The organism is Parageobacillus sp. G301 (assembly GCF_030268025.1).
Taxonomy (GTDB): domain Bacteria; phylum Bacillota; class Bacilli; order Bacillales; family Anoxybacillaceae; genus Parageobacillus_B; species Parageobacillus_B toebii.
In genome coordinates this window covers 108843-128034 of record NZ_BSDB01000001.1, presented here as the reverse complement: position 1 = coordinate 128034, position 19192 = coordinate 108843, and the positions used below count along the sequence as shown (strand labels likewise).

At 43.2% G+C, this 19192-nt stretch carries 18 protein-coding genes; all 18 read right to left on the bottom strand.

What is annotated here, in order from left to right:
• Nucleotides 1-60 precede the first annotated feature (60 nt).
• Complete coding sequence (locus tag QSJ37_RS00650) at nt 61-1092, bottom strand: glycosyltransferase family 2 protein (RefSeq protein WP_285752717.1); 1032 nt, start codon at nt 1090-1092, stop codon at nt 61-63.
• 12 nt (nt 1093-1104) lie between these two features.
• Nucleotides 1105-2772 carry a DUF6044 family protein gene (locus tag QSJ37_RS00645; RefSeq protein WP_285752715.1) on the bottom strand — a complete coding sequence of 556 codons (1668 nt, stop codon included), beginning with the start codon at nt 2770-2772 and terminating at the stop codon, nt 1105-1107.
• A 150-nt stretch (nt 2773-2922) separates the two neighbouring features.
• Nucleotides 2923-4605, bottom strand: coding sequence for a long-chain fatty acid--CoA ligase (locus QSJ37_RS00640; RefSeq protein ID WP_285752713.1), 1683 nt, complete (start codon nt 4603-4605; stop codon nt 2923-2925).
• Between the two features lie 267 nt (nt 4606-4872).
• Nucleotides 4873-5709: an HAD family hydrolase gene (locus QSJ37_RS00635; protein WP_285752710.1), complete on the bottom strand. Its 837-nt coding sequence runs from the start codon at nt 5707-5709 to the stop codon at nt 4873-4875.
• Between the two features lie 292 nt (nt 5710-6001).
• The gene (locus QSJ37_RS00630) at nt 6002-7894 is read right to left on the bottom strand and encodes a XylR N-terminal domain-containing protein (RefSeq protein ID WP_285752708.1); all 1893 of its coding nucleotides are present in this window, start codon (nt 7892-7894) and stop codon (nt 6002-6004) included.
• 11 nt (nt 7895-7905) lie between these two features.
• On the bottom strand, nt 7906-8178 hold the full coding sequence (locus QSJ37_RS00625; RefSeq protein WP_081188865.1) for a 2Fe-2S iron-sulfur cluster-binding protein: 273 nt from the start codon (nt 8176-8178) through the stop codon (nt 7906-7908).
• 200 nt (nt 8179-8378) lie between these two features.
• The gene (locus tag QSJ37_RS00620) at nt 8379-9857 is read right to left on the bottom strand and encodes an aldehyde dehydrogenase (RefSeq protein ID WP_081188866.1); all 1479 of its coding nucleotides are present in this window, start codon (nt 9855-9857) and stop codon (nt 8379-8381) included.
• A gap of 8 nt (nt 9858-9865) precedes the next feature.
• The gene (locus QSJ37_RS00615) at nt 9866-10069 is read right to left on the bottom strand and encodes a 4-oxalocrotonate tautomerase (RefSeq protein ID WP_081188867.1); all 204 of its coding nucleotides are present in this window, start codon (nt 10067-10069) and stop codon (nt 9866-9868) included.
• Between the two features lie 2 nt (nt 10070-10071).
• Complete coding sequence (locus QSJ37_RS00610; RefSeq protein ID WP_285752703.1) at nt 10072-10878, bottom strand: 2-keto-4-pentenoate hydratase; 807 nt, start codon at nt 10876-10878, stop codon at nt 10072-10074.
• Nucleotides 10879-10890: 12 nt separating this feature from the next.
• Complete coding sequence (dmpG, locus tag QSJ37_RS00605) at nt 10891-11919, bottom strand: 4-hydroxy-2-oxovalerate aldolase (protein ID WP_285752702.1); 1029 nt, start codon at nt 11917-11919, stop codon at nt 10891-10893.
• A gap of 23 nt (nt 11920-11942) precedes the next feature.
• A complete protein-coding gene (locus QSJ37_RS00600; protein WP_089097749.1) occupies nt 11943-12818 on the bottom strand; it encodes an acetaldehyde dehydrogenase (acetylating) in 876 nt (291 codons plus the stop codon).
• A 76-nt stretch (nt 12819-12894) separates the two neighbouring features.
• Nucleotides 12895-13668: a 2-keto-4-pentenoate hydratase gene (locus QSJ37_RS00595; protein ID WP_285754708.1), complete on the bottom strand. Its 774-nt coding sequence runs from the start codon at nt 13666-13668 to the stop codon at nt 12895-12897.
• Between the two features lie 135 nt (nt 13669-13803).
• On the bottom strand, nt 13804-14652 hold the full coding sequence (locus QSJ37_RS00590; RefSeq protein WP_285754707.1) for an alpha/beta fold hydrolase: 849 nt from the start codon (nt 14650-14652) through the stop codon (nt 13804-13806).
• Between the two features lie 167 nt (nt 14653-14819).
• On the bottom strand, nt 14820-15734 hold the full coding sequence (locus QSJ37_RS00585; RefSeq protein ID WP_171699295.1) for a catechol 2,3-dioxygenase: 915 nt from the start codon (nt 15732-15734) through the stop codon (nt 14820-14822).
• A gap of 60 nt (nt 15735-15794) precedes the next feature.
• Complete coding sequence (locus QSJ37_RS00580; RefSeq protein WP_171699294.1) at nt 15795-16217, bottom strand: GlcG/HbpS family heme-binding protein; 423 nt, start codon at nt 16215-16217, stop codon at nt 15795-15797.
• 29 nt (nt 16218-16246) lie between these two features.
• The gene (locus QSJ37_RS00575) at nt 16247-17107 is read right to left on the bottom strand and encodes an FAD synthetase family protein (protein WP_285752696.1); all 861 of its coding nucleotides are present in this window, start codon (nt 17105-17107) and stop codon (nt 16247-16249) included.
• Nucleotides 17108-17124: 17 nt separating this feature from the next.
• Nucleotides 17125-17610 (bottom strand): flavin reductase family protein, encoded by a 486-nt coding sequence (locus tag QSJ37_RS00570; protein ID WP_285752694.1) that lies wholly within the window; start codon nt 17608-17610, stop codon nt 17125-17127.
• 20 nt (nt 17611-17630) lie between these two features.
• Nucleotides 17631-19136 (bottom strand): 4-hydroxyphenylacetate 3-hydroxylase family protein, encoded by a 1506-nt coding sequence (locus QSJ37_RS00565; protein WP_285752692.1) that lies wholly within the window; start codon nt 19134-19136, stop codon nt 17631-17633.
• Between the last annotated feature and the right edge of the window lie 56 nt (nt 19137-19192).

Here is a 19192-nt window from a genome sequence, read left to right as displayed (position 1 = left end):
ATAGTTTTTCACAAAAGAGTCTACTCCTTCTTTTCACATATTGCAAGTAAAAATATCACATTATGAACGGTGTTTTGAAAATTCCGGCATCGTTGATCCTTCACTTAGTGAAGGAGATTGGCGCCACGGCTGCGGCATCGGCAAATTAAATAAATCAAGATCGACAATGTATCGGGGGCGCCGTTTCGTTTCTTTATAAATTTTCCCAATATATTCTCCGATCAACCCAAACGCAATAAGCTGCAAGCCGCCAAGAAACCAAATGGATGTAATAAGCGATGTCCATCCTGTTTGCGTATGGCCGGTAAATTTTAAAAGAAGAAAATATACTCCAAACAATAAGCTGACGAAAAAGGAAACAAATCCAATGAGCGAAATAATGCGAATCGGCGTAATGCTAAACGAAGTGATCCCATCAAGGGCAAACGCGATCATTTTTTTGAGCGGATATTTCGTTTTTCCTGCAAACCGCTCTTTCCGATCATAATAGATGGTTGTGGACCGAAACCCTAGTAGCGGCACGATTCCACGCAAAAACAAATTCACTTCCTCGAACCGTTCGAGCTCCTCTACCGCCCGCCGGCTCATTAACCGATAATCGGCATGGTTATAAACTAGATCGACTCCCATCGCTCTCATCAGTTTATAAAACCATTGAGCAGTATGGCGTTTAAAAAACGTATCCGTATCGCGCTTATTGCGCACCCCATACACAATTTCATATCCTTCATGAAACTTTTGGACAAAATCGTGAATGACGGAAATATCATCTTGCAAATCTGCATCGATCGAAACGATGCAATCAGAACGCGTTTTCGCAGCAAACAGCCCCGCTAACAGCGCGTTTTGATGCCCCGCATTGCGCGCAAGCTTCACCCCTTTTACTTCCGGGTAACGCAAGCTTGCTTTATAAATAATGTCCCATGTCGCATCACCGCTTCCGTCATCGACAAATAATAACGTGCTTTCAGGAGAAACAAGGCGCTCGGCAATCAGCTCCTCCCGCAGATTGCGGAGCTGGCGAATCGTTTCCGGCAATACTTCCTCTTCGTTATAACACGGCACGACAATTGTAAGCATTGGTTCGTTCATGTTAACCCCTCCTTACGGTATCACCTTGTACAAATAAATCGTCCATGCCGATTCTTTGGAATGAAACACTTTTTCAAGCGTCAGCTGATTTTGTTTTGCGTTTTCAATCGACAATGCCGAGAAAATATAACGGCCGCCCATTTCGCGAAATACATTCGTATTTAGATGTAAATGTTTAATCTTTCGTTTTGAATTCTTGTTAAACATATAATGTTTTCCTAACTCGTCGACAAAAATATAGCAACGTCCGCCCCATTCATCGAAGTATTCGCGCAGCTTTTTGTTTTTCGCCAGCTCTTTTGCAATAATTTGGCGAAACTTATGTTTATATGACAGGGGATAAAAATTGTTATACGTATCTAATGTGTAAAATCCGTTATATTGCGCGATTGCCGGGTGAATGCCGATGCTGGCGACACGATATTTGTGAACCGGCAGTCCGATGTGCTCTTTTATTTCTTGGAATTGCTTTTCCGCATAAAACTCGCGAAACGACGGCTTATTGCGATACGCAATTTCCTCGTTAAAAGCGGTGAGAACGACTAACTGAGCGGCAATCGCTGCAAAACACGCCTTTTTCCACGAATGGCCTTGCTGCCATAAAATTTTAAGGGAAATGGCAAACAGCACATAAATGACCATCGGCCGCAAAAAGTGATAGCGGGCAAAATTAAATTTATCCAGAAGATCAAAACGTTCTGTTAACGGGACCCAGCCTTTATAAAACCAAAACGCGTACCACGTCGACAGCGCAAAATTCAATACGTGTAAAAATACAAATAGCTTTTCCCGCTTCCATAACTTTTTCTTCCAAACGATATACAACGCCATCAATGTCAATGGCAAAATGATAAGTCCGTGTACCGTCATCACATGCGTATGGCCGAGAATATAGTTTTTAAAAATTAGCCGTATGACACGCCAAAGCGGCAAGCGGGCATGAAAATACTCATCACGGCTTGTCGGTTCATCAGAAAATAACAGCGAATGAACAAGGCGGTAATCCACCGCCAAATAAATGGCCGTCATGTACACAATGGCAAAGAAAAAGCGCCAATTCCATCCTTTCCCGCGAATGACGTCGACAAGCCGCCATATTCCCATCGCACTAAGAAAAAAGAAGAAGCCGAGCACGAGACTCGAATAAAACGGCAATAGCGTAAGCACAAGATAGTTTACCCACGAACGCTCGCCAGCGCGGATGTTCAGAAGCGCCCACAGCGCAAGCGGCATTCCAAGTGTGCTAAGCATCCCTGATGGCCAAAACGGTGTCAGCGCAAAAGCAAGCGACGCTCCAATGCGAATCCATACCCATTTTTCATCTGGAATAACATATTTCCTTAACAGCAAGTACATGCCGATAAACGCAAACACGCGAGTAATCGCCTGACTAAGTCCATATGCGTAAATGGATGGAAATAGCGCGTGAAGCCAAACGATTCCGCTAAATTCCGTACCGAACGCATTTCGAGGCAACCCGTTAATAATTTGCGGGATGACCGCATGAACCGAACCAAATAACTCTCCGCTCCTCGTGACGACTTTATACCATGCAATATTGGAATCTAAATTATCATGCACACGCATATGCGCATCTTCGCCAAGCAGAAAATACGGCGATACAAACAAGGCGATTGCAAGGAATGAGAAAAACAGGAGTTGCTTTTCTATTGTCGGCACCTCATCCCCCTCCCTTTTTAAAATGTCTTCCTTTATTTTCTAACGAAAAAGGAAAAATATGCATCTTTTCTATCATAGAAAAAAGGCCGCTCCAAAAAGCAGTTTTTGCTTTTTGGAAGCGGCCTTATGTTGCTGATTATGCACACACTTTCATGCTTTTACTTCTTTTTCTAATTTTTGATACTCTTCTTCTTGCAATTTCCGCCACAATAATTTTCCGCTTGATGTCATCGGCAGCGACGAACGGAATTCGACGATGCGCGGATATTTATAGGCGGCCATTTGTGTTTTGGACCATTCCATAATTTCTTCTTCTGTGATTTTGCCGACGTACTCATCTTGAAGCACAATAAATGCTTTCACCGTCTCGCCGCGGCGCGGATCAGGAACCCCGACAACGCATGCTTGCTGGACGGCTGGATGTTTATACAAAAGAGATTCGACTTCCGTCGGCCATACTTTATACCCAGACGCATTGATCATCCGCTTGACACGGTCGACAATGAAGAAATATCCGTCTTCGTCCATCCGCCCAATGTCGCCGGTGCGGAAAAACCGTTTTCCATCGATTTCAATAAACGCTTCTTCCGTTTCTTTTTCACGGCGATAATATCCCTTAAACACTTGTGGGCCGTGCACGACGATTTCGCCTGCTTCCCCGACGCCAAGCTCTTTTCCGGTCTCCGGCTCAATGATGCGGGCGTCAACGTCAAACGATGGAACGCCCAAGCATTGCAATTTCGGACGATCCGGCGGGTTGAAATGGGTATGCGAAATCGTTTCGGAAAGCCCATATCCTTCCATATATTGCACTCCTGTCAGCTTAAACAATTTTTCTCCGACCGCTTCTGGAAGCGGCGCGCCCCCGCCAGCGATGCTAGCAAGAGAAGAAATATCATATTTTGACAATGACGGATTCGCCAAAAAGTCAATAAGCATCGTGCTAATATTGACCCAATGTGTACAGCGATACATTTCAATCAAACGCGCGGCACTATCGCGATTCCAACGGGTCAACAGCACCATCGCCGCGCCCGCAAAAATTGGAAGATGCATGCTGTGGACCATTCCCGTCACATGAAAGAGCGGCAAGGTGACGAGGCAAACCGTATCGCTTGTCACGTTTGCCCAATGATAGGCGCTGACAATGTTGGCGTTTACCGTCCGGTGCGAATGAACGCACCCTTTTGGCACCCCCGTTGTTCCCGATGTATACGGCAGCACAGCAATATCATCGACATGGCCTTTATATTCTTTCGGCAGAAGATTCGCCTCTAAACAATCTGTCCAATAGTATACACGGTCATTGGCATACGCCTGCCGCGGCAATGCCACCTCGTCAGGAAGAGAAACGGGATAAGGTGCGGCGATATAATCCGAATAAGCAGCAACAATAACATGTTCTAACGTTGTGGACGAAAGCAACGGTTCTACTTTTCCAAATAATTCTTGACCGACGATTCCGACTTTCGTTTCGCAGTCTTGAATATAGAACGAAAGCTCTTCGGTTGTATTCATCGGATTAATCGGAACAACAATCGCTTCCGCACGTAAAATTGCATAGTAGGAAATGATAAATTGCGGGGAATTTTGCATGTATAAAAGCACTCTGTCACCTGGTTGGATGGAAAATTTTTGCTGCAGATAACCGCTAAGTGCGTTGGCTTGCTCCCATAATTGTTTGTAAGAATAAGAGGCGCCGTAGTAGTGGATGGCGTGTTTTTGAGGGTAACGCTTTGCTGTCGTTTCTAAATGATCGAAGATCGTCGTTTCCGGAACAGTCAGCGTTTTGCTCAACCGTTTTGGCCAATATGGAAAATGGCGATTATTCATTCGCCTCTCCTCCCTCAACAACAAATTTAGAAAGCGTTTACAAAAAAAATACGCTTCTGTTATTCTTCCTATTACTACTTGTTATACATTATTCATTAATTGACCAACCAGTTAGTATGTATATGTTTTCTTTTACCATACTACGCTCCACTGATAATATCAATAATTTTCTGAATATTGTTTGAAATAAATTCCCCGCCGCCCGCTCCCCGTAAAAGCTATTTGCTAACCAGGGCGCCAAAATAAAAGGACATCGCAATGCCGGCGTTATAGGAGGCGGCGCAGGACAGGGACGCATTCCGACATTGAAGCGACAATGACATCGGCATCGCCGTGCTTAGCCAGTCTATACGCATCGATAAAAATGGTGCGGCAGCCAAGCCGGCGCGCCGGGAGGATGTCATTTTCCAAATTGTCGCCGATGCTGACTATTTCTTCATACTCGATGTGATAGCGCTCGCGAATCTCCTCGAAATGAGTGGCTGTTTTGATTGGCTTGCCCGCTTGGAAAATTTTATGATGAAAAACATCAGCCAGCTTTAGTTTTTGCAAAATCGCTTCGCTGTCCGGCTCCGGGCTGTTCGTCATTAAAATGAGCACAGTACGGTTTTTCAGCTGCTCTAGCGTCTCGGCAAGTCCAGAAACTCCTTTCATTTCAAATTCCGGCCCCATCATCCACTTTCTCGTTTCCAAAAACGCCGCATATGTATCTTCATTCGTTAAACCGTAATGGCGGCCGATCGAGCTTGGCACCCACCATAAGTCGCCGATGCTAAATAAGCGGTCAAGATCGATTTTCACCTGCCCGGGGTAGATCGTTTTTACTTCGGCAGCGCCCAGCTTTTCGCCGTTCCAGCGGTACGCTTCGCTAACGATGCCGTTTTGCAAAAACAAAATAAGATCCTTCTCCGTGTCGTACACGCTGCCGATGCGAAGCGGATGGCGGCCGGAAAGAACCGCGCGGTAATCTTCCCAAAAACGGTGTTGATCTTTTTCACGCAGCCGCTTGGCGACCTGCGCGGCGTAATATTCAAAGTGATGAGTTTCTTCATACAATGTACCGTCTAAATCAAAGACAAGCGCTTTTACGTTTCCGGTGTTCATGCTGCTTCCCCTTTCTTGATCGCTACGGACGCTTCATATGTTTGTTTTCCAGCCGCAAGTGTTCGGTAACCCGATCGGCGGCACGCCGATCAGATGCCGGCTGAATGGCGAAAAACGGGATTTTGCTCATTGGATCTTCTTCTTTGCTGGATGATATCTTTCTTTATTTTCTAATCTGGAAAGGCAAATTATTTATTCATCAGTGAATTTTTCGCCATTGATTCGTTTTATGGAGGAATCCACACTTTATTGCGAAAAAACGATGGGAACAATCTATAAATCCGTAGCTGCCTTATTTAAGCCTGATATCTATCTCTCCTATGATCATTAATGCCTGAATGGATAAAAGGAGTTGATAATGAATCATAGGATTTCGCAGTTCTTGTTGAAGGATGCTTTCAATTTTGCTCACCCTGTACCGCAATCCGCTGATGGACAACGCCAAGTCTGCTGCTGTCTGTTCTAAGTTGCCGCCGTTGATTAAAAAGATATACAACGTACGAATAAGCTCTACGTTTTTTGGATCATCCAAGTTTAAGTTTCCAAGACAAGCTTTAGCCATTTTTTTCACTTCTTGTTCATTATTTTCATTAATAAGAGCGCCAACGACTCCTAAAGATTCGAATGAAATGATTTGTTGGTGTTTTGATGCGACTCTGACGGATATAAGCGCTTCTTTATAAGCGTCCCCAGCATGCGATACATTGTTTGCTTTGGAACTGATCCCTCCGTAAAATGTAACAGAAGAAAATTGAGACGATAGCAAATCAACAAGTTTTGCCAGCCATGTTTGTATTCCTTCTTTTTCGACTTGATCTTCTGTAATTAACAGAATAAGATGTTTTGCACGCTTGCCAATCAGCATGTTTTGTTTTTGATCATTCCCATAGGCGGTGAGAAAACTTAAAATTTCTTTTTGCATTTCTAACTCTTTCGATAAATCATCTTCTTGAAACCGGCAATCCAGCACACAGATATAAAAAGGCTTGGATAAATCCACACCTATTAAACTAGCCTTCATGATTAAGTCGTGATAGTTGCTTTGTTGTCTCGTATTAATGATTTCCTCCAAAAAGAACCCTTTGATCCGTTCATATGATTCAAGTTTCGTTTTTTCGTTGAGCAAACATACCGAACTGACAGAGGCCAACCGCTCCAAAATCATGGGAGAAATCGAGGCGTTGAATTGGTTCAAATCGTGATAAACAAACGAACAATATCCTACTATTTTATTTTGCAAAAAAATTGGTGTCATTAAGCGATAATGATAGCGCAGATGAAGAAGATGGGTCGATGTTACAATGGCTTGGGGCTTGCAAAAAGGATTTTTTTCTAAATAGTCAATGAGTTCGTTTTTATATTGTTCTAATTCATTGGAAGTGATTCCAGCATAGGCCATCGGATGAAGGTGCAAGTTCTCGATCAAAACTGGAATATTCATCGATTGAAACATTTGACGAACAACGGAATCTAAATTATTTCCTTTAATGACTTCCTCGGTGAGCTTCTTATGAATAGCTGTTACAAATTTCAAATTATTTCGTTCTTCCAACAGTTTTTCATATGTTGCAGCTAGTTCTTCTACGATTGGGGACTCATCAAGATACCGCAGCTCTTGTTCCGCTTCTTTTCCCCATTGGTCCACCGTTTTGCCGATCCAATGGCATTCTTCTTTTCCCATCCCTTCACATGTCATTTCTTTGAAAATAGTTTTTTCTCCGGCAATTTCCGAAACAAAACCGCTTGCATATCCGGAAAGAGTAAAGCAAACCGGGATGGATGATGTCCCAAAATGGCGTACGTGTTCTTCTGCTTCATAGGAATGAGACCAATATCCTTCCATTGTAACTTGGCGTTTTCCATTTTCGCTTTTGACTTCCAAAAAAGTACATCTCGCTTTCACATGGCCTTTCATCGTATGCAGCTTTGGTCCATATTGGATGTACTCCTCCATCGTGCAGTTTGCATGATTTAACAGTTCTTTCGCGTCTTGTCTTCCTAGATTCCATCCATACCGAAACAAAAAGCCTTTCATTCGCTCAAAACCCATATCGCGAATTAAATCCCTGCGCAATAATCCGAGCGCATCTGCTGCCACTATAATCGAGCGGGACTCCCCCATATAAATGTAACCGTTATCAAATTTCAATTCAAATTGATCCAGTACCGATTTTGGTTTGTTCATACATAATCACCTTAATATTCAATGAGTTCCCCAATTAAGTGACTGAGCGGATACGTTTTACAGGCTAAGACATATCCTTGCCGCCGTTCCTCATCGGAAAGAGCTCCTTTGGAACACAATCCAATTTTGTATTCTCCTTCTTTAATTTTGACTTTGCACATCCCGCATCCTCCATTTGCACACCCATAAGGAATTTTTACTTGCTGAGATTTCGCCGCTTTTAATAAATCCATATTCTCTCCACAAGAAAATACTTTTCCACCTATATTAATTTGATATATCATTGGCTGTTCCTCCTTTGAATTTAAGCATGCGCTCGGCAGCACATTATGCGCCATGCTTTGAAGATTTTTCGGACTTCGAAGGAGAACTTGTTTTTATTGGCAGGCGAAATGAAACACTCTAAAAAGTGAAAAGATATAGTGAAAAAGAAGCCGCCGGATTGTATCGTTGATGAACATAACGTCATCCGGCGGCATATGAATTATTTCAAAGCAATACAAATATTTTTTGCTTCTGTGAAAAATTCTAAGCTATGTCTTCCTCCTTCACGACCAATGCCGCTTTTCTTGAAACCGCCGAACGGAGCTCTCAAGTCACGCACGAACCAGCAATTGACCCAAATGGTACCGGCACGAACTTGATGGGAAATACGGTGGGCGCGCTGCAAATTCTCAGTCCAAATCACTCCGTTTAATCCATATTGCGTGTTATTGGCGATTTGCACAGCTTCTTCTTCTGTATCAAAAGGAATTAGCGTAACGACAGGCCCGAATATTTCTTCTTGGCAAATACGAGCTTCTGGATTTTCATGTACATAAACCGTTGGCTCCAAATAGTACCCATTTTTCAAATAGTCCGGCAGGTTAGAAGGACGCTTTCCTCCTGTAATCAAGGTAGCATTTTCTTGTTTAGCAATTTCTAAATAGCTTGTCACTTTTTTATAATGTTCTTCGCTGACAAGAGGACCCATATTTGTCCGCGGATCTTGCGGATCTCCTACAACTAATTCTTCCGCTGCTTTTTTGAAGCGAGTGACAAACTCATCAAAAATCGAGCGTTGTACGAGAATTCGGGAGCCGGCAAGGCAAACTTGCCCTGAGTTTAAGAATGCCGCTTGAATGGAAACAGGAATCGCTTTGTTAAGATCGGCGTCTTCAAAAATAATATTTGCTGCTTTTCCTCCCAACTCAAACGACACTCTTTTTAGCGTATCGGCGCCTGTTTTCATAATTGCTTTTCCCGTTGTTGTTTCTCCCGTAAACGAAATTAAGTCTACTTCCGGATGGGCAGTCAAAAACTCGCCAGTTGAATTCGGACCAAACCCATGGACGACATTGACCACTCCATCTGGAATGCCAGCTTCTTTCGCAATTTCACCGAGAAGTGAAACCGTTAATGGAGTGGCTTCCGCCGGTTTAATGACTGCCGTATTTCCCGCGGCCAAGCACGGTCCTAATTTCCATGTTGTGAGCATAAACGGAAGATTCCATGGTGTGATTAAAGCGGCTACACCGACAGGTTCGTAACGGGTATAGTTCAAGTATTCTTCTTCCATCGGGTATACTTCACCGCCTAATTGTTCGACAAAATCTGCGAAAAACTTCAAATTATGAGCCGATCTCGGAATTTCTTTTTCAAACGCTACAGAATATGGCTTCCCGACATCCGTTGCTTCAAGGCGTGCAAGTTCTTCTCTTCTTTCCATTATAATTTCTGCCATTCTTCGAATTTTTTCGCACCGCTCTTTGACGGTCATCGTCCGCCATGGCCCTTCTTCAAACGCTCTTCTTGCCGCTTTGCACGCCCGATCGACATCTTCTTTTGTCGCTTCATGTACTTTCGCAATGACTTCCTGTGTTGCAGGGTTTTTCACTTCAAATAACGAATTGCTGCTTGAAGTTACATATTCCCCATCAATAAATAATTTAATTTCTCGTACTTTTGTATCTACCGATTTCATCACTTCATTCACTCCTTTTCATGTTCTCTTCGTTTTTTCACGGATTCTCCAGCAATTCCCCAATGTTCCAAAGGCATTTCCTGAATCATTACTCGAACACTTTCTTTCGGCGCATCCAACACTTTGCACACCGTCTCCGTCAGCTCGTAGATGAGTGCCTCTTTTTTTTCAAGAGAACGCCCTTCTAATAAATAAACTTGAATGAAAGGCATATCTATTTACTCTCCTTTCCAAAGGTGAAAGAGGCTTCAACCGAACCAAAACGGTCCAAGCTCATCGAGAATACGTCTCCTTCTTTTATTTCCACCGCGCCGGTTAACGCCCCGCTTAGAACGACTTCTCCCGGTTTCACCGATTGATCGTAACGGGAAAGTTTGTTCACCATCCAGGCAATGGCCCTTGCCGGATGTCCCATCACGCTTGCGCCGGCGCTCGTAGAAACAATGGCCCCGTTCTTTTTAAAAACCATACCAATTAAGCTTAAATCTTCCCCATCATATTTCGTAAAACGTTCTCCTAAAATGAAGCGGGAAGAAGAAGAATTATCGGCAATAACATCCGCTAAAGTGAAAGAAAAATTTTGATAACGGCTGTCAATAATTTCAAGAGCCGGCGCGATGTAGGCCGTCTTTTGCAAAACTTCCGCCACGGTGACGCCCGGTCCTTTTAGTTCTTCTTTAAAAATAAAGGCAATCTCTGGTTCAATTTTCGGGTGTATTAATGTTTTCAAAGAAATGGAGCCATCGCTTTTCAGCTGCATATTCTCCAACAAAACTCCGTAAGTCGGCTCGTGGACCCCCATCATTTCCTGTTTGGCTTTACTTGTCAATCCTAATTTCCAGCCAACAATTTTCGTCCCTTCGTCTCGGCATTTTCGTTCAATTAACCGGTTTTGTACTTCGTAAGCAAGATGAACATCCAATTCGGGATAACGATCCACCAGTTTAGGAATCGCCTTACCATGCTTTTCGGCAAGGAACAATTCATCGACAATGGAATCGATAACTTCCGTTTTTAACATCCAATCACCTCCTTAACTAATGGTTTCTACGGTTTTTTTCTTTGCCAGCTGGGCGGCGATATCGTAAATGAAATCTTCTTGTCCCCCGACGGCTTTTCTCTTGCCTAGTTCTACTAAAATATCCCGTTCATCAACGCCGAATTTCTTGGCTGCATCTTGTGTGTGAAGAAGAAAGCTGGAATAAACCCCCGAATATCCCATAATCAGGCTTGAACCAGTGATTTCTTGAGGCCGTGGCATAAATTTGGCCACCACTTCATTGGCGACATCCATAATCGGATATAACTTTACACCTGTTTCATATCCGAGACGTTCAAACACAGCAACCATCACTTCTGTTTGCGTATTGCCGCTTCCTGCCCCTAAACAGCGCAGACTGCCGTCAATATAAGTGGCTCCTGCTTCCACCGCGGCAATAGAGTTCGCCATCGCTAGAGATAGGTTGTTATGGCCATGGAAGCCGATCTCGCATGATAACGCCTCCCTTAATGCGGACACTCGTTCCTTCACTTCATGTGGAAGCAATGCGCCTGCCGAATCTGTCACATACACAATTTCCGCTCCGTAACTTTCAAACAATTTTGCTTGTTCGACCAGCTTTTCCACCGGAGCCATATGTGCCATCATTAAAAATCCTACTGTTTTTAATCCGAGCTTTCTTCCAAGCTCGATGTGCTGTTTCGCAACGTCCGCTTCCGTTACATGGGTTGCCACCCGCACCATTTTCGCTCCCGCTTTTACTGCTTCTTCCAAATCTTCCTTTACACCGATTCCTGGAAGAAGAAGAACAGAAATTTTAGCGTTTTTGCAGACTTCAGCAGCCGCTGCAATCAGTTCCATCTCATTCACTTTGGAAAAACCATATTGCAATGAAGAGCCGCCTAATCCATCGCCATGGGAGACTTCAAAATATTCAATTCCTGCTTTGTCTAATCCTTTTGCCACTTCTTTTACTTGTTCGACGGTGAAAGCATGTTTCATCGCATGACTTCCATCCCGCAACGTTACATCGACTAAATGAATTTTGGATGGTGTTGCCATAATCCCCTCTCCTTTCGTTTCGACTATGAAACTACCGAATTTTTCATTTTTGCCAATTCTTCTCCTACTTTTACTGCAGACGCGGTCATAATATCGAGATTTCCAGAATACGGAGGAAAATAATCACCTGCTCCTTCTACTTCGAGAAATACCGATATTCTTTTTCCGTCAAACATCGGTTCGCTCCGCAAACGGTAACCAGGCACATACGTTTGAACTTCCTTGATCATCGATTCGATGGAACGAACGATTTCTTCTTCTTTTCCCGTTTCTTCCACAAGCGCATGAATCGTGTTTCTCATAATAATCGGCGGTTCAGCAGGATTTAAAATGATAATCGCCTTTCCTTTCTTGGCTCCTCCCACTTTTTCAATGGCTCTCGCCGTCGTCCGGGTGAATTCATCGATGTTTGCTCTTGTACCTGGACCGGCGCTCTTGCTCGCAACCGTTGCTACGATTTCCGCATATTCCACTGGTACAACCCGATGAATAGCGTGAACAATTGGAATCGTTGCCTGACCGCCGCAAGTGACCATATTAACATCAGGAGCATCCAGTTCCTCTTTTAAGTTGACCGGCGGCACGACAAAAGGACCGATGGCGGCAGGGGTTAAATCAACAATTTTTTTATTTAATTTTGTTAATACTTCATGATGTTTATAGTGAGCTTTCGCTGTCGTTGCATCAAAAAGAATATCCGCCAAGTCAGGATTTTTTAAAAACCCCTCTATTCCGTTATCAATCACCGTAACTCCCCGATCTTTTGCTCTTTTTAATCCGTCCGAATGAGGATCAATCCCGATCATAACACTCATTTCCAAATATTTGCTTCTTTCTATTTTGTACATTAAGTCCGTGCCGATATTGCCGGATCCAATAATCCCTGCTTTTAATTTCATGCTCATTCCCCTTCCCATGTAACGTGTTTTTATTTTCCAACTTGCAAGCGGCATTCCCGCTATGTGCAGCGAATTTTTATATGAAGGAAACAGATACTTCACCCATATGAGCAAATTTTACGGTAAATGCATCCCCGCGAGATACAGGCACAGCGGCGGTCAATGCTCCTGATAAAATGATTTCCCCTTTATGTAAAGAAATATGATAACGGCTAAGAGCATTGGCGAGCCAGATGACGGCATGGATCGGATTTCCCATGACAGCCGCTCCGGCAGCGGTATCGATCAATTGACCATTTCGATAAGCAGCCATACCGATATGAGAAAGATCGACGTTTTCGATCGGCGTCGGTTTTCCCCCGATAATGGCTCTGGCAGAAGAACCGTTATCGGCAACCGTATCTTCAAAACAAATCTTCCAATCTCTGATTCTACTGTCGATAATTTCAATGGCTGGGGCCACATATTCCGTCGCATGGATCACATCCATCATCGTGACATTGGGACCCTTTAAATCTTTCTTTAAAATGAAGGCGATCTCAAATTCTACTTTTGGCTGGATGAACTCATCAAGAAAAACATTTTCTCCATCCAACACAATCATATCGTCAAGAAGATGGCCATAATCCGGTTCCGATACTTGAAGCAAATTTTGCATTGCCTTGCTCGTCAAACCGATTTTCTTGCCAACGATGGTTCGTCCGTTTTCCAACTTATATTCCACTTGCTTCAATTGGATTTGATAAGCCTCATCTGCCGTCAAATGGGGAAAAAGATTGGTAAGCGGGTCAATAGGTTTTTTCTTCTTTTCCGCTTCCAATAATAAAGCGGCGATTTCTGTAATGTTCATCATTTCCCTCCTCAAAAACGAAACTGTCGCCTTGTACTTGGCTTATTCGCGATGCAACTTAGCATTGTAAGCACAAGCGGTGCAGCCAAAGAATGAATCGTAACTCCTAATTTTGACATAAATATAAAAATATTCTTAAATTTTATCCTTGAAAAAGCTTAAAAGCAAAGAATGAAAGCTATCTCTGTGCTCTACTTGCGTCCAATGGCTGCACTGTCCGTAAATCATCATTTTCACCCGCGGAAGATGTTGGGCAAGATAATAACTTGTTTCGACAGGGACGATCGGATCATTCAGACCGTGAACGAGTAAAACTTGTTGTTGAATGCGGCGCAGCGTGGCGCTTGGCAGAACGAGATCATCCACAATCTGCTGGCGAGGTTGAGGAAACATCGCTTCATATGAACGCCGCACCGCAGGATTCATCGCAGCCTCAAAGCGCATTTTGCTAATGTTGTCAAGCTGGTCTTCGATAAAACTTTCATCATAAGCAAACCAGCGAATCATTTGCGCCATTGCCTCTTTAGAAGGATCCTCATAAAATCCCCAAATGCGGTCAAGCTCTCGAGTCAATCGAAACGGAGCACCAGCCGGGCCCATCAACACAACGCGGTCAATTCGTTCAGGTGCCTCGGCCAATAAGTGAAGAGCAATAGCCCCGCCTAAAGAATTTCCTACCAAATGGGTGCGTTTGATCTCCAATGAATCAAGAAGAAGTTTTATTTGGTCTACCCATAGCCTCATCCAAGACCGTATGCCTTTCGGAGGTGAAGACGGATGTTCCGACATTCCGAAACCGATTAAGTCTGGCGCTATACAATCAAACTCTTTTTCGCTGAAAAAAGGGAGCGCATATTGCCAATTAGACCAAGCGGTTGCTCCCGGGCCGGATCCATGGATAAAAAGAATCGCTTCACTGCTCCCGATACCGGCACGATAAAAATATGTCTCATAGGCTCCGGTTTTGATACGGGTACTCGTCACTTCCTGCAAACCAAACTACCTCCTATCGAACGCTGACAGCGAATTTTTGAAACCGCACTGTTATCATTCAGTGATAGCGATGGCCATTCCCATTCCTTCCTGAGCATTGTTAGTTCAAAAAGGGGCCAGTGGACACAAGCCCCTTTATCGCATCACATCTTCTTTTTTTACGTTAATGCTTTAGAGAATGATTCAACCAGTTCTCTTCGATGATAGAAGATACCTGCGCCAATCTTATCTTCCGTCCATGTAATGGTCGGGAAGTCAGCATAGCTCATATAACCGCTTGCGAATGCCTCGTTTCTATTTCCAGATGGGTCAAAGAAGTAAACGGTTTGACCGCGTGTGATTCCATGTCGGGTCGGTGTAATTTCGACTTGAACATCATTTTTTGTTAAAATATCCGCTGCTTTTAATACTTCATACCAGTTATCTACATAAAATCCTGCGTGGTGGAATTTGCCATCCGGTCCTTTCACGAAAGCAACGTCATGGGCCTTGTTGGTCGCTGACAAAAAGCTGCCTACTAAATCTTCCCCATCTACCGTAATGATTCTCTCCGTTTGTTTAAAACCGAGCACTTCCGTAAAGAAACGTGTTGCCGTTTTCAAATCATCGCCCGTTAAAAGAGCGTGATCCAAGCGATGTGGAGCAATTCCTTTTAACCCATCTGGCCATGGATGAGGGTTGAGAGTTCCTGTCTTTGTCCCCACTTGTTCGATGTCAGTATATAATTCCATGTAATGACCTGTAGGAATCTGGAAACGAATCGCTTCTCCTTCTGCTAATCTAGCACCTTTGGAAATCCGAGAAATTGTGCATCCAAATTGTTCAATTTTATATTCTAATTTTTCCAACTCGTAAATATCTTTTACCTTAAATGCCATATGATCCATTCCAGCCGTATCGGCTTTTTGTAAAATGATGCTGTGATGGTCGTATTCGTCCCAAGCTTTTAAATATACTCGATTTTCCTCGCGTCCTGTCACTTCAAGTCCAATGACATCTGTATAATATTTAACAGATTCCTCCAAATCTAGCACACGAAGTTCCAATCGACCTAATCTTAAAATTGCGCCCATTTCAATCCTCCCTTTCTTTCAACATTTTTATGAAAAGAACACAATGACCAACGCTTTCCATTAAACCGTTTCCAATAAAGATAACGCTGCTTCGCAACACATCCGGTCTTCTTCTTCTGAACCGCCGCTGACTCCAATTCCTCCGGCTAAATCTTTTCCGTCATAAATCGGGTAACCGCCTCCGAAAATGACAAGCTTTTCTGTATGGACAATCCCAAGGCGCAAACTCGGCTCATCTTTGATCATGTCATACCATTGATGGGTCGGAATCCCGAAAGCTGCTGCCGTATAAGCTTTATTTTGCGCAATTTGTATGCTTAAAAGAGGAGCCCCGTCCATACGGCAAAAAGCTTTCAAGTTTCCTCCTTGGTCCACAATGGCGATGTTCACTTTAATTCCAAGTTCCGTAGCCTTTTGTACTGCTTTATCAATCATTTTTTGCGCTAAATCACTGCTGATGCTTTTTTGCTTCAGGAATGCCAACGTTGCTCCCTCCTTCTATATCAACATCGCTATCCATGCACGGATACTAAATTTTTTGTTTGCTTTTCTTCTATTTCTAGGATGAAATGGATGTTTCTAGAAATCCATTTCACTTTCACTCGAAAAATATTCCATACAGAAGGGATGGGTGGACCAAGCCAATAGATTTTTTTCTGCTCTGTTACAAGCACGCGTCCATCGAACCATCCTTCTCCTCTATCAATCGCCACATCGTAGCATCCTTTTGGCGGAATCATATAGTACCGATCCAAAATCAACTCGTCTTTTCCATCTGTACGTATCATTTTTCCTTTTGTTTCGTAAAATTCTCCCAAGTAGTCAGGAAGTTCTTCCATCAATCCTAACTGAATCTTGTTTCTAATAAGCGTGGAACTAATTTTTTCATCATTTCGTTCCACATTTTCTACTTTAGTGACAGTGATAGAGTATCCGCTGTCTTCTTCCATCGTGTCTAAACTTCCTTTTCCTTTTCGACCGTACGTAAAGTCATATCCAGCTACTGCATGTTTGATTTGCAGAGGGACTAAATATTTCCAGACAAATTCTTTCGGTTCAAGTCTTGCAAATTCAGGTGTAAATCGTATTAAATAGAAGTAGTCAACCCCTAAACGAGAAAACTTTTTCGCTTTTTCGGCAGGCGGGAGCAAATAATGGACACGTTCTCCCGTTTTGCCGATAATTTCTTTTGGATGCGGAAAAAAGCTAATTACCGCTGTTTTTAACCCCTTTTTGTCCGCCAATTTTTTCGCGGTCTGAATAACTTTTTGATGTCCGAGATGAACGCCGTCAAAAAACCCTAGTGCAGCTACGACAGGGCAAGAGGCAATAAGATGCAGATCATTTTTATGATCAATGGTGATCGTTTTCAATAGAATGCCTCCTCTTTTTAGCTCGACGTCTCCACTTTTTCGTTTTGGGCAAGCTGATGATATTTTCCGCTAAAAAACAGAAGCGGATCTTGCTCTGTAATTTTTATATCTGTCACTTCCCCAATGAAAAGGGTATGATCGCCTGCTTGAACTTCGTTAACAACTTGGCAGGAAATTTGTGCAAGAGCATCTTTAATGACCGGCAGTCCCCCCAGCTCTTCGAATTGCACATCTACTGGTTTTTCCAGCTGTCCGGCAAAATTCATCGAAAGTACTTTTTGATCCTGTGACAAAATGTTAACTGCATATTTTTTCGATTGTTGAATTTTTTCCAGCATTTTCGCTTTTTCTCCAATGGAAACCAACACAAGTTTCGGATTTAAGGAAACAGACATAAAGGCGTTTGCCGTCATTCCATGGATATCCCCGTTAAGCTCCGTCGTAATTACCGTAACCCCTGTAGCAAATTTCCCCATTGCATTGCGAAATAAGCGATCGTCCATGTTTACCACCTCCTTTTCTGTTATTTCTGAACAATTTCTTTTTTCGGAGACACCCAAGTGTCATTGACCCAACCGTGAAGGTCATAATCATCCAAAGCGGAATCGACAAACGCTTTAAATCGTTCGGAATCTCCAGTTACATCGGCAATTTTTAACGTCTCCAAACGAATGTTTTCATGGTTGCCCGCATAGTTGATTTCATAAAGTTCATGACGTCCGCCAAATTCCGTTCCGATCGCATCCCAAATCATTTTCATCAATTTCACCCGTTCTTCTGCACCAATGCCTGAACCGCGGTAATAACGATCCAAATACGGGCGCAATTCCGGATTTAAGAAGTCGTTAGCACTTGAAGGCAATTGAATGAGCCCGCCGGCTACGACTTGTTCAAAAATTTGTTTGACGCGCGGCCATACCATCGGAGCGAGCACCCGGTAAGCAGCACCGTACTGAAGATTCGGAAGCGCGACACCATTTCTCATTTCACAATTTGCTGCCATTGCTGTAGAAAGCGCCCAGAACATATTGCGGAAGGCTACGACCTCGCCGATGTTCGCCTGAACACCCCGAAATTGTTTCGTACCTGCTGCCTCCGTCGCTTTCATTAATAAGCCAACCATAAAGTCAAGCTTGACGGCAAAACGCGTACACCCCTGGAATGTAAAGCGGTTAACGAATCCCGTTTCAACAAAAAATCCATTTACTACTTTTACATTTTTATAAGCAAAAACGTTTTCCCAAGGAATAAATACATTGTCTAATACAATTACTGCATCGTTTTCATCAAAACGGCTGGAAAGCGGATAATCAAATGGAGAACCTAACGTTTTTGCAATTTGTTCATACGATTGGCGGCTGATCATTTTTACACCAGGCGCATTCATCGGTACAAAGAAGATGAGTGCATGGCTTTGATCACCGTCTCCTAAATCTTGGGCTCCATAGTTGGAAACGAAGTTGTAATGAGTTAGCGCTGCTGCCGTTCCCACCATTTTGGCACCGCTTACAATGATGCCGTCATCCCGCTCTTTTACAGCGCGGACAAATACATCTTTATTTTCATGAAGAGGCTTGGAACGGTCGACTTGCGGATTAATAATCGTATGGTTAATAAACGGAATTTCTTTTGTCGTTTTTTTGTACCAATTTCGCGCGTTGTCCTCAAAACCTTCGTAATAATCAGCAAACGCTTTCAAATGCGCTGTGAAAGAGGCTTTATAATCAGGAGTGCGCCCCATAAAGCCATAGCTCAGCTTGGCCCATTGTGCAATCGCATCTCTTGCTTCTAAAAGATCTTGAGCATTTTTAGGCTCTTTGAAAAATTTGTGAGTTCGATAACCTTCTTCAGTAGTGGTCGTTAAAATTTTTCCCATCTGTTCATCATGAAGAGCATCGTACATTCTAGCAATCGAACGAGCAGCATTTTCATAGGCAGGGTGTGTGGTTACGTCATCAATTTTTTCTCCATTTAAATAAACAACCCTGTTATCTCTTAGACTTTCTAAATATTCCTTGCCATTCATCATATCTTTCATCACCTTCCTAAATGAAAATATAATTAACTACTATTTTCACTACGCTT

Excerpts from the sequence above, each read along its gene's own strand:
- QSJ37_RS00640 (WP_285752713.1), bottom strand. The coding sequence starts at position 4,605 with ATGAATAATCGCCATTTTCCATATTGGCCAAAACGGTTGAGCAAAACG.
- QSJ37_RS00620 (WP_081188866.1), bottom strand. The coding sequence starts at position 9,857 with ATGAAATCGGTAGATACAAAAGTACGAGAAATTAAATTATTTATTGAT.
- QSJ37_RS00625 (WP_081188865.1), bottom strand. The coding sequence starts at position 8,178 with ATGATATATCAAATTAATATAGGTGGAAAAGTATTTTCTTGTGGAGAG.
- QSJ37_RS00600 (WP_089097749.1), bottom strand. The coding sequence starts at position 12,818 with ATGAAATTAAAAGCAGGGATTATTGGATCCGGCAATATCGGCACGGAC.
- QSJ37_RS00615 (WP_081188867.1), bottom strand. The coding sequence starts at position 10,069 with ATGCCTTTCATTCAAGTTTATTTATTAGAAGGGCGTTCTCTTGAAAAA.
- QSJ37_RS00635 (WP_285752710.1), bottom strand. The coding sequence starts at position 5,709 with ATGAACACCGGAAACGTAAAAGCGCTTGTCTTTGATTTAGACGGTACA.
- QSJ37_RS00595 (WP_285754708.1), bottom strand. The coding sequence starts at position 13,668 with ATGAACATTACAGAAATCGCCGCTTTATTATTGGAAGCGGAAAAGAAG.
- QSJ37_RS00650 (WP_285752717.1), bottom strand. The coding sequence starts at position 1,092 with ATGAACGAACCAATGCTTACAATTGTCGTGCCGTGTTATAACGAAGAG.
- QSJ37_RS00610 (WP_285752703.1), bottom strand. The coding sequence starts at position 10,878 with ATGTTAAAAACGGAAGTTATCGATTCCATTGTCGATGAATTGTTCCTT.
- QSJ37_RS00570 (WP_285752694.1), bottom strand. The coding sequence starts at position 17,610 with ATGGACGATCGCTTATTTCGCAATGCAATGGGGAAATTTGCTACAGGG.
- QSJ37_RS00630 (WP_285752708.1), bottom strand. The coding sequence starts at position 7,894 with ATGAACAAACCAAAATCGGTACTGGATCAATTTGAATTGAAATTTGAT.
- QSJ37_RS00565 (WP_285752692.1), bottom strand. The coding sequence starts at position 19,136 with ATGATGAATGGCAAGGAATATTTAGAAAGTCTAAGAGATAACAGGGTT.
- dmpG (WP_285752702.1), bottom strand. The coding sequence starts at position 11,919 with ATGGCAACACCATCCAAAATTCATTTAGTCGATGTAACGTTGCGGGAT.
- QSJ37_RS00585 (WP_171699295.1), bottom strand. The coding sequence starts at position 15,734 with ATGGGCGCAATTTTAAGATTAGGTCGATTGGAACTTCGTGTGCTAGAT.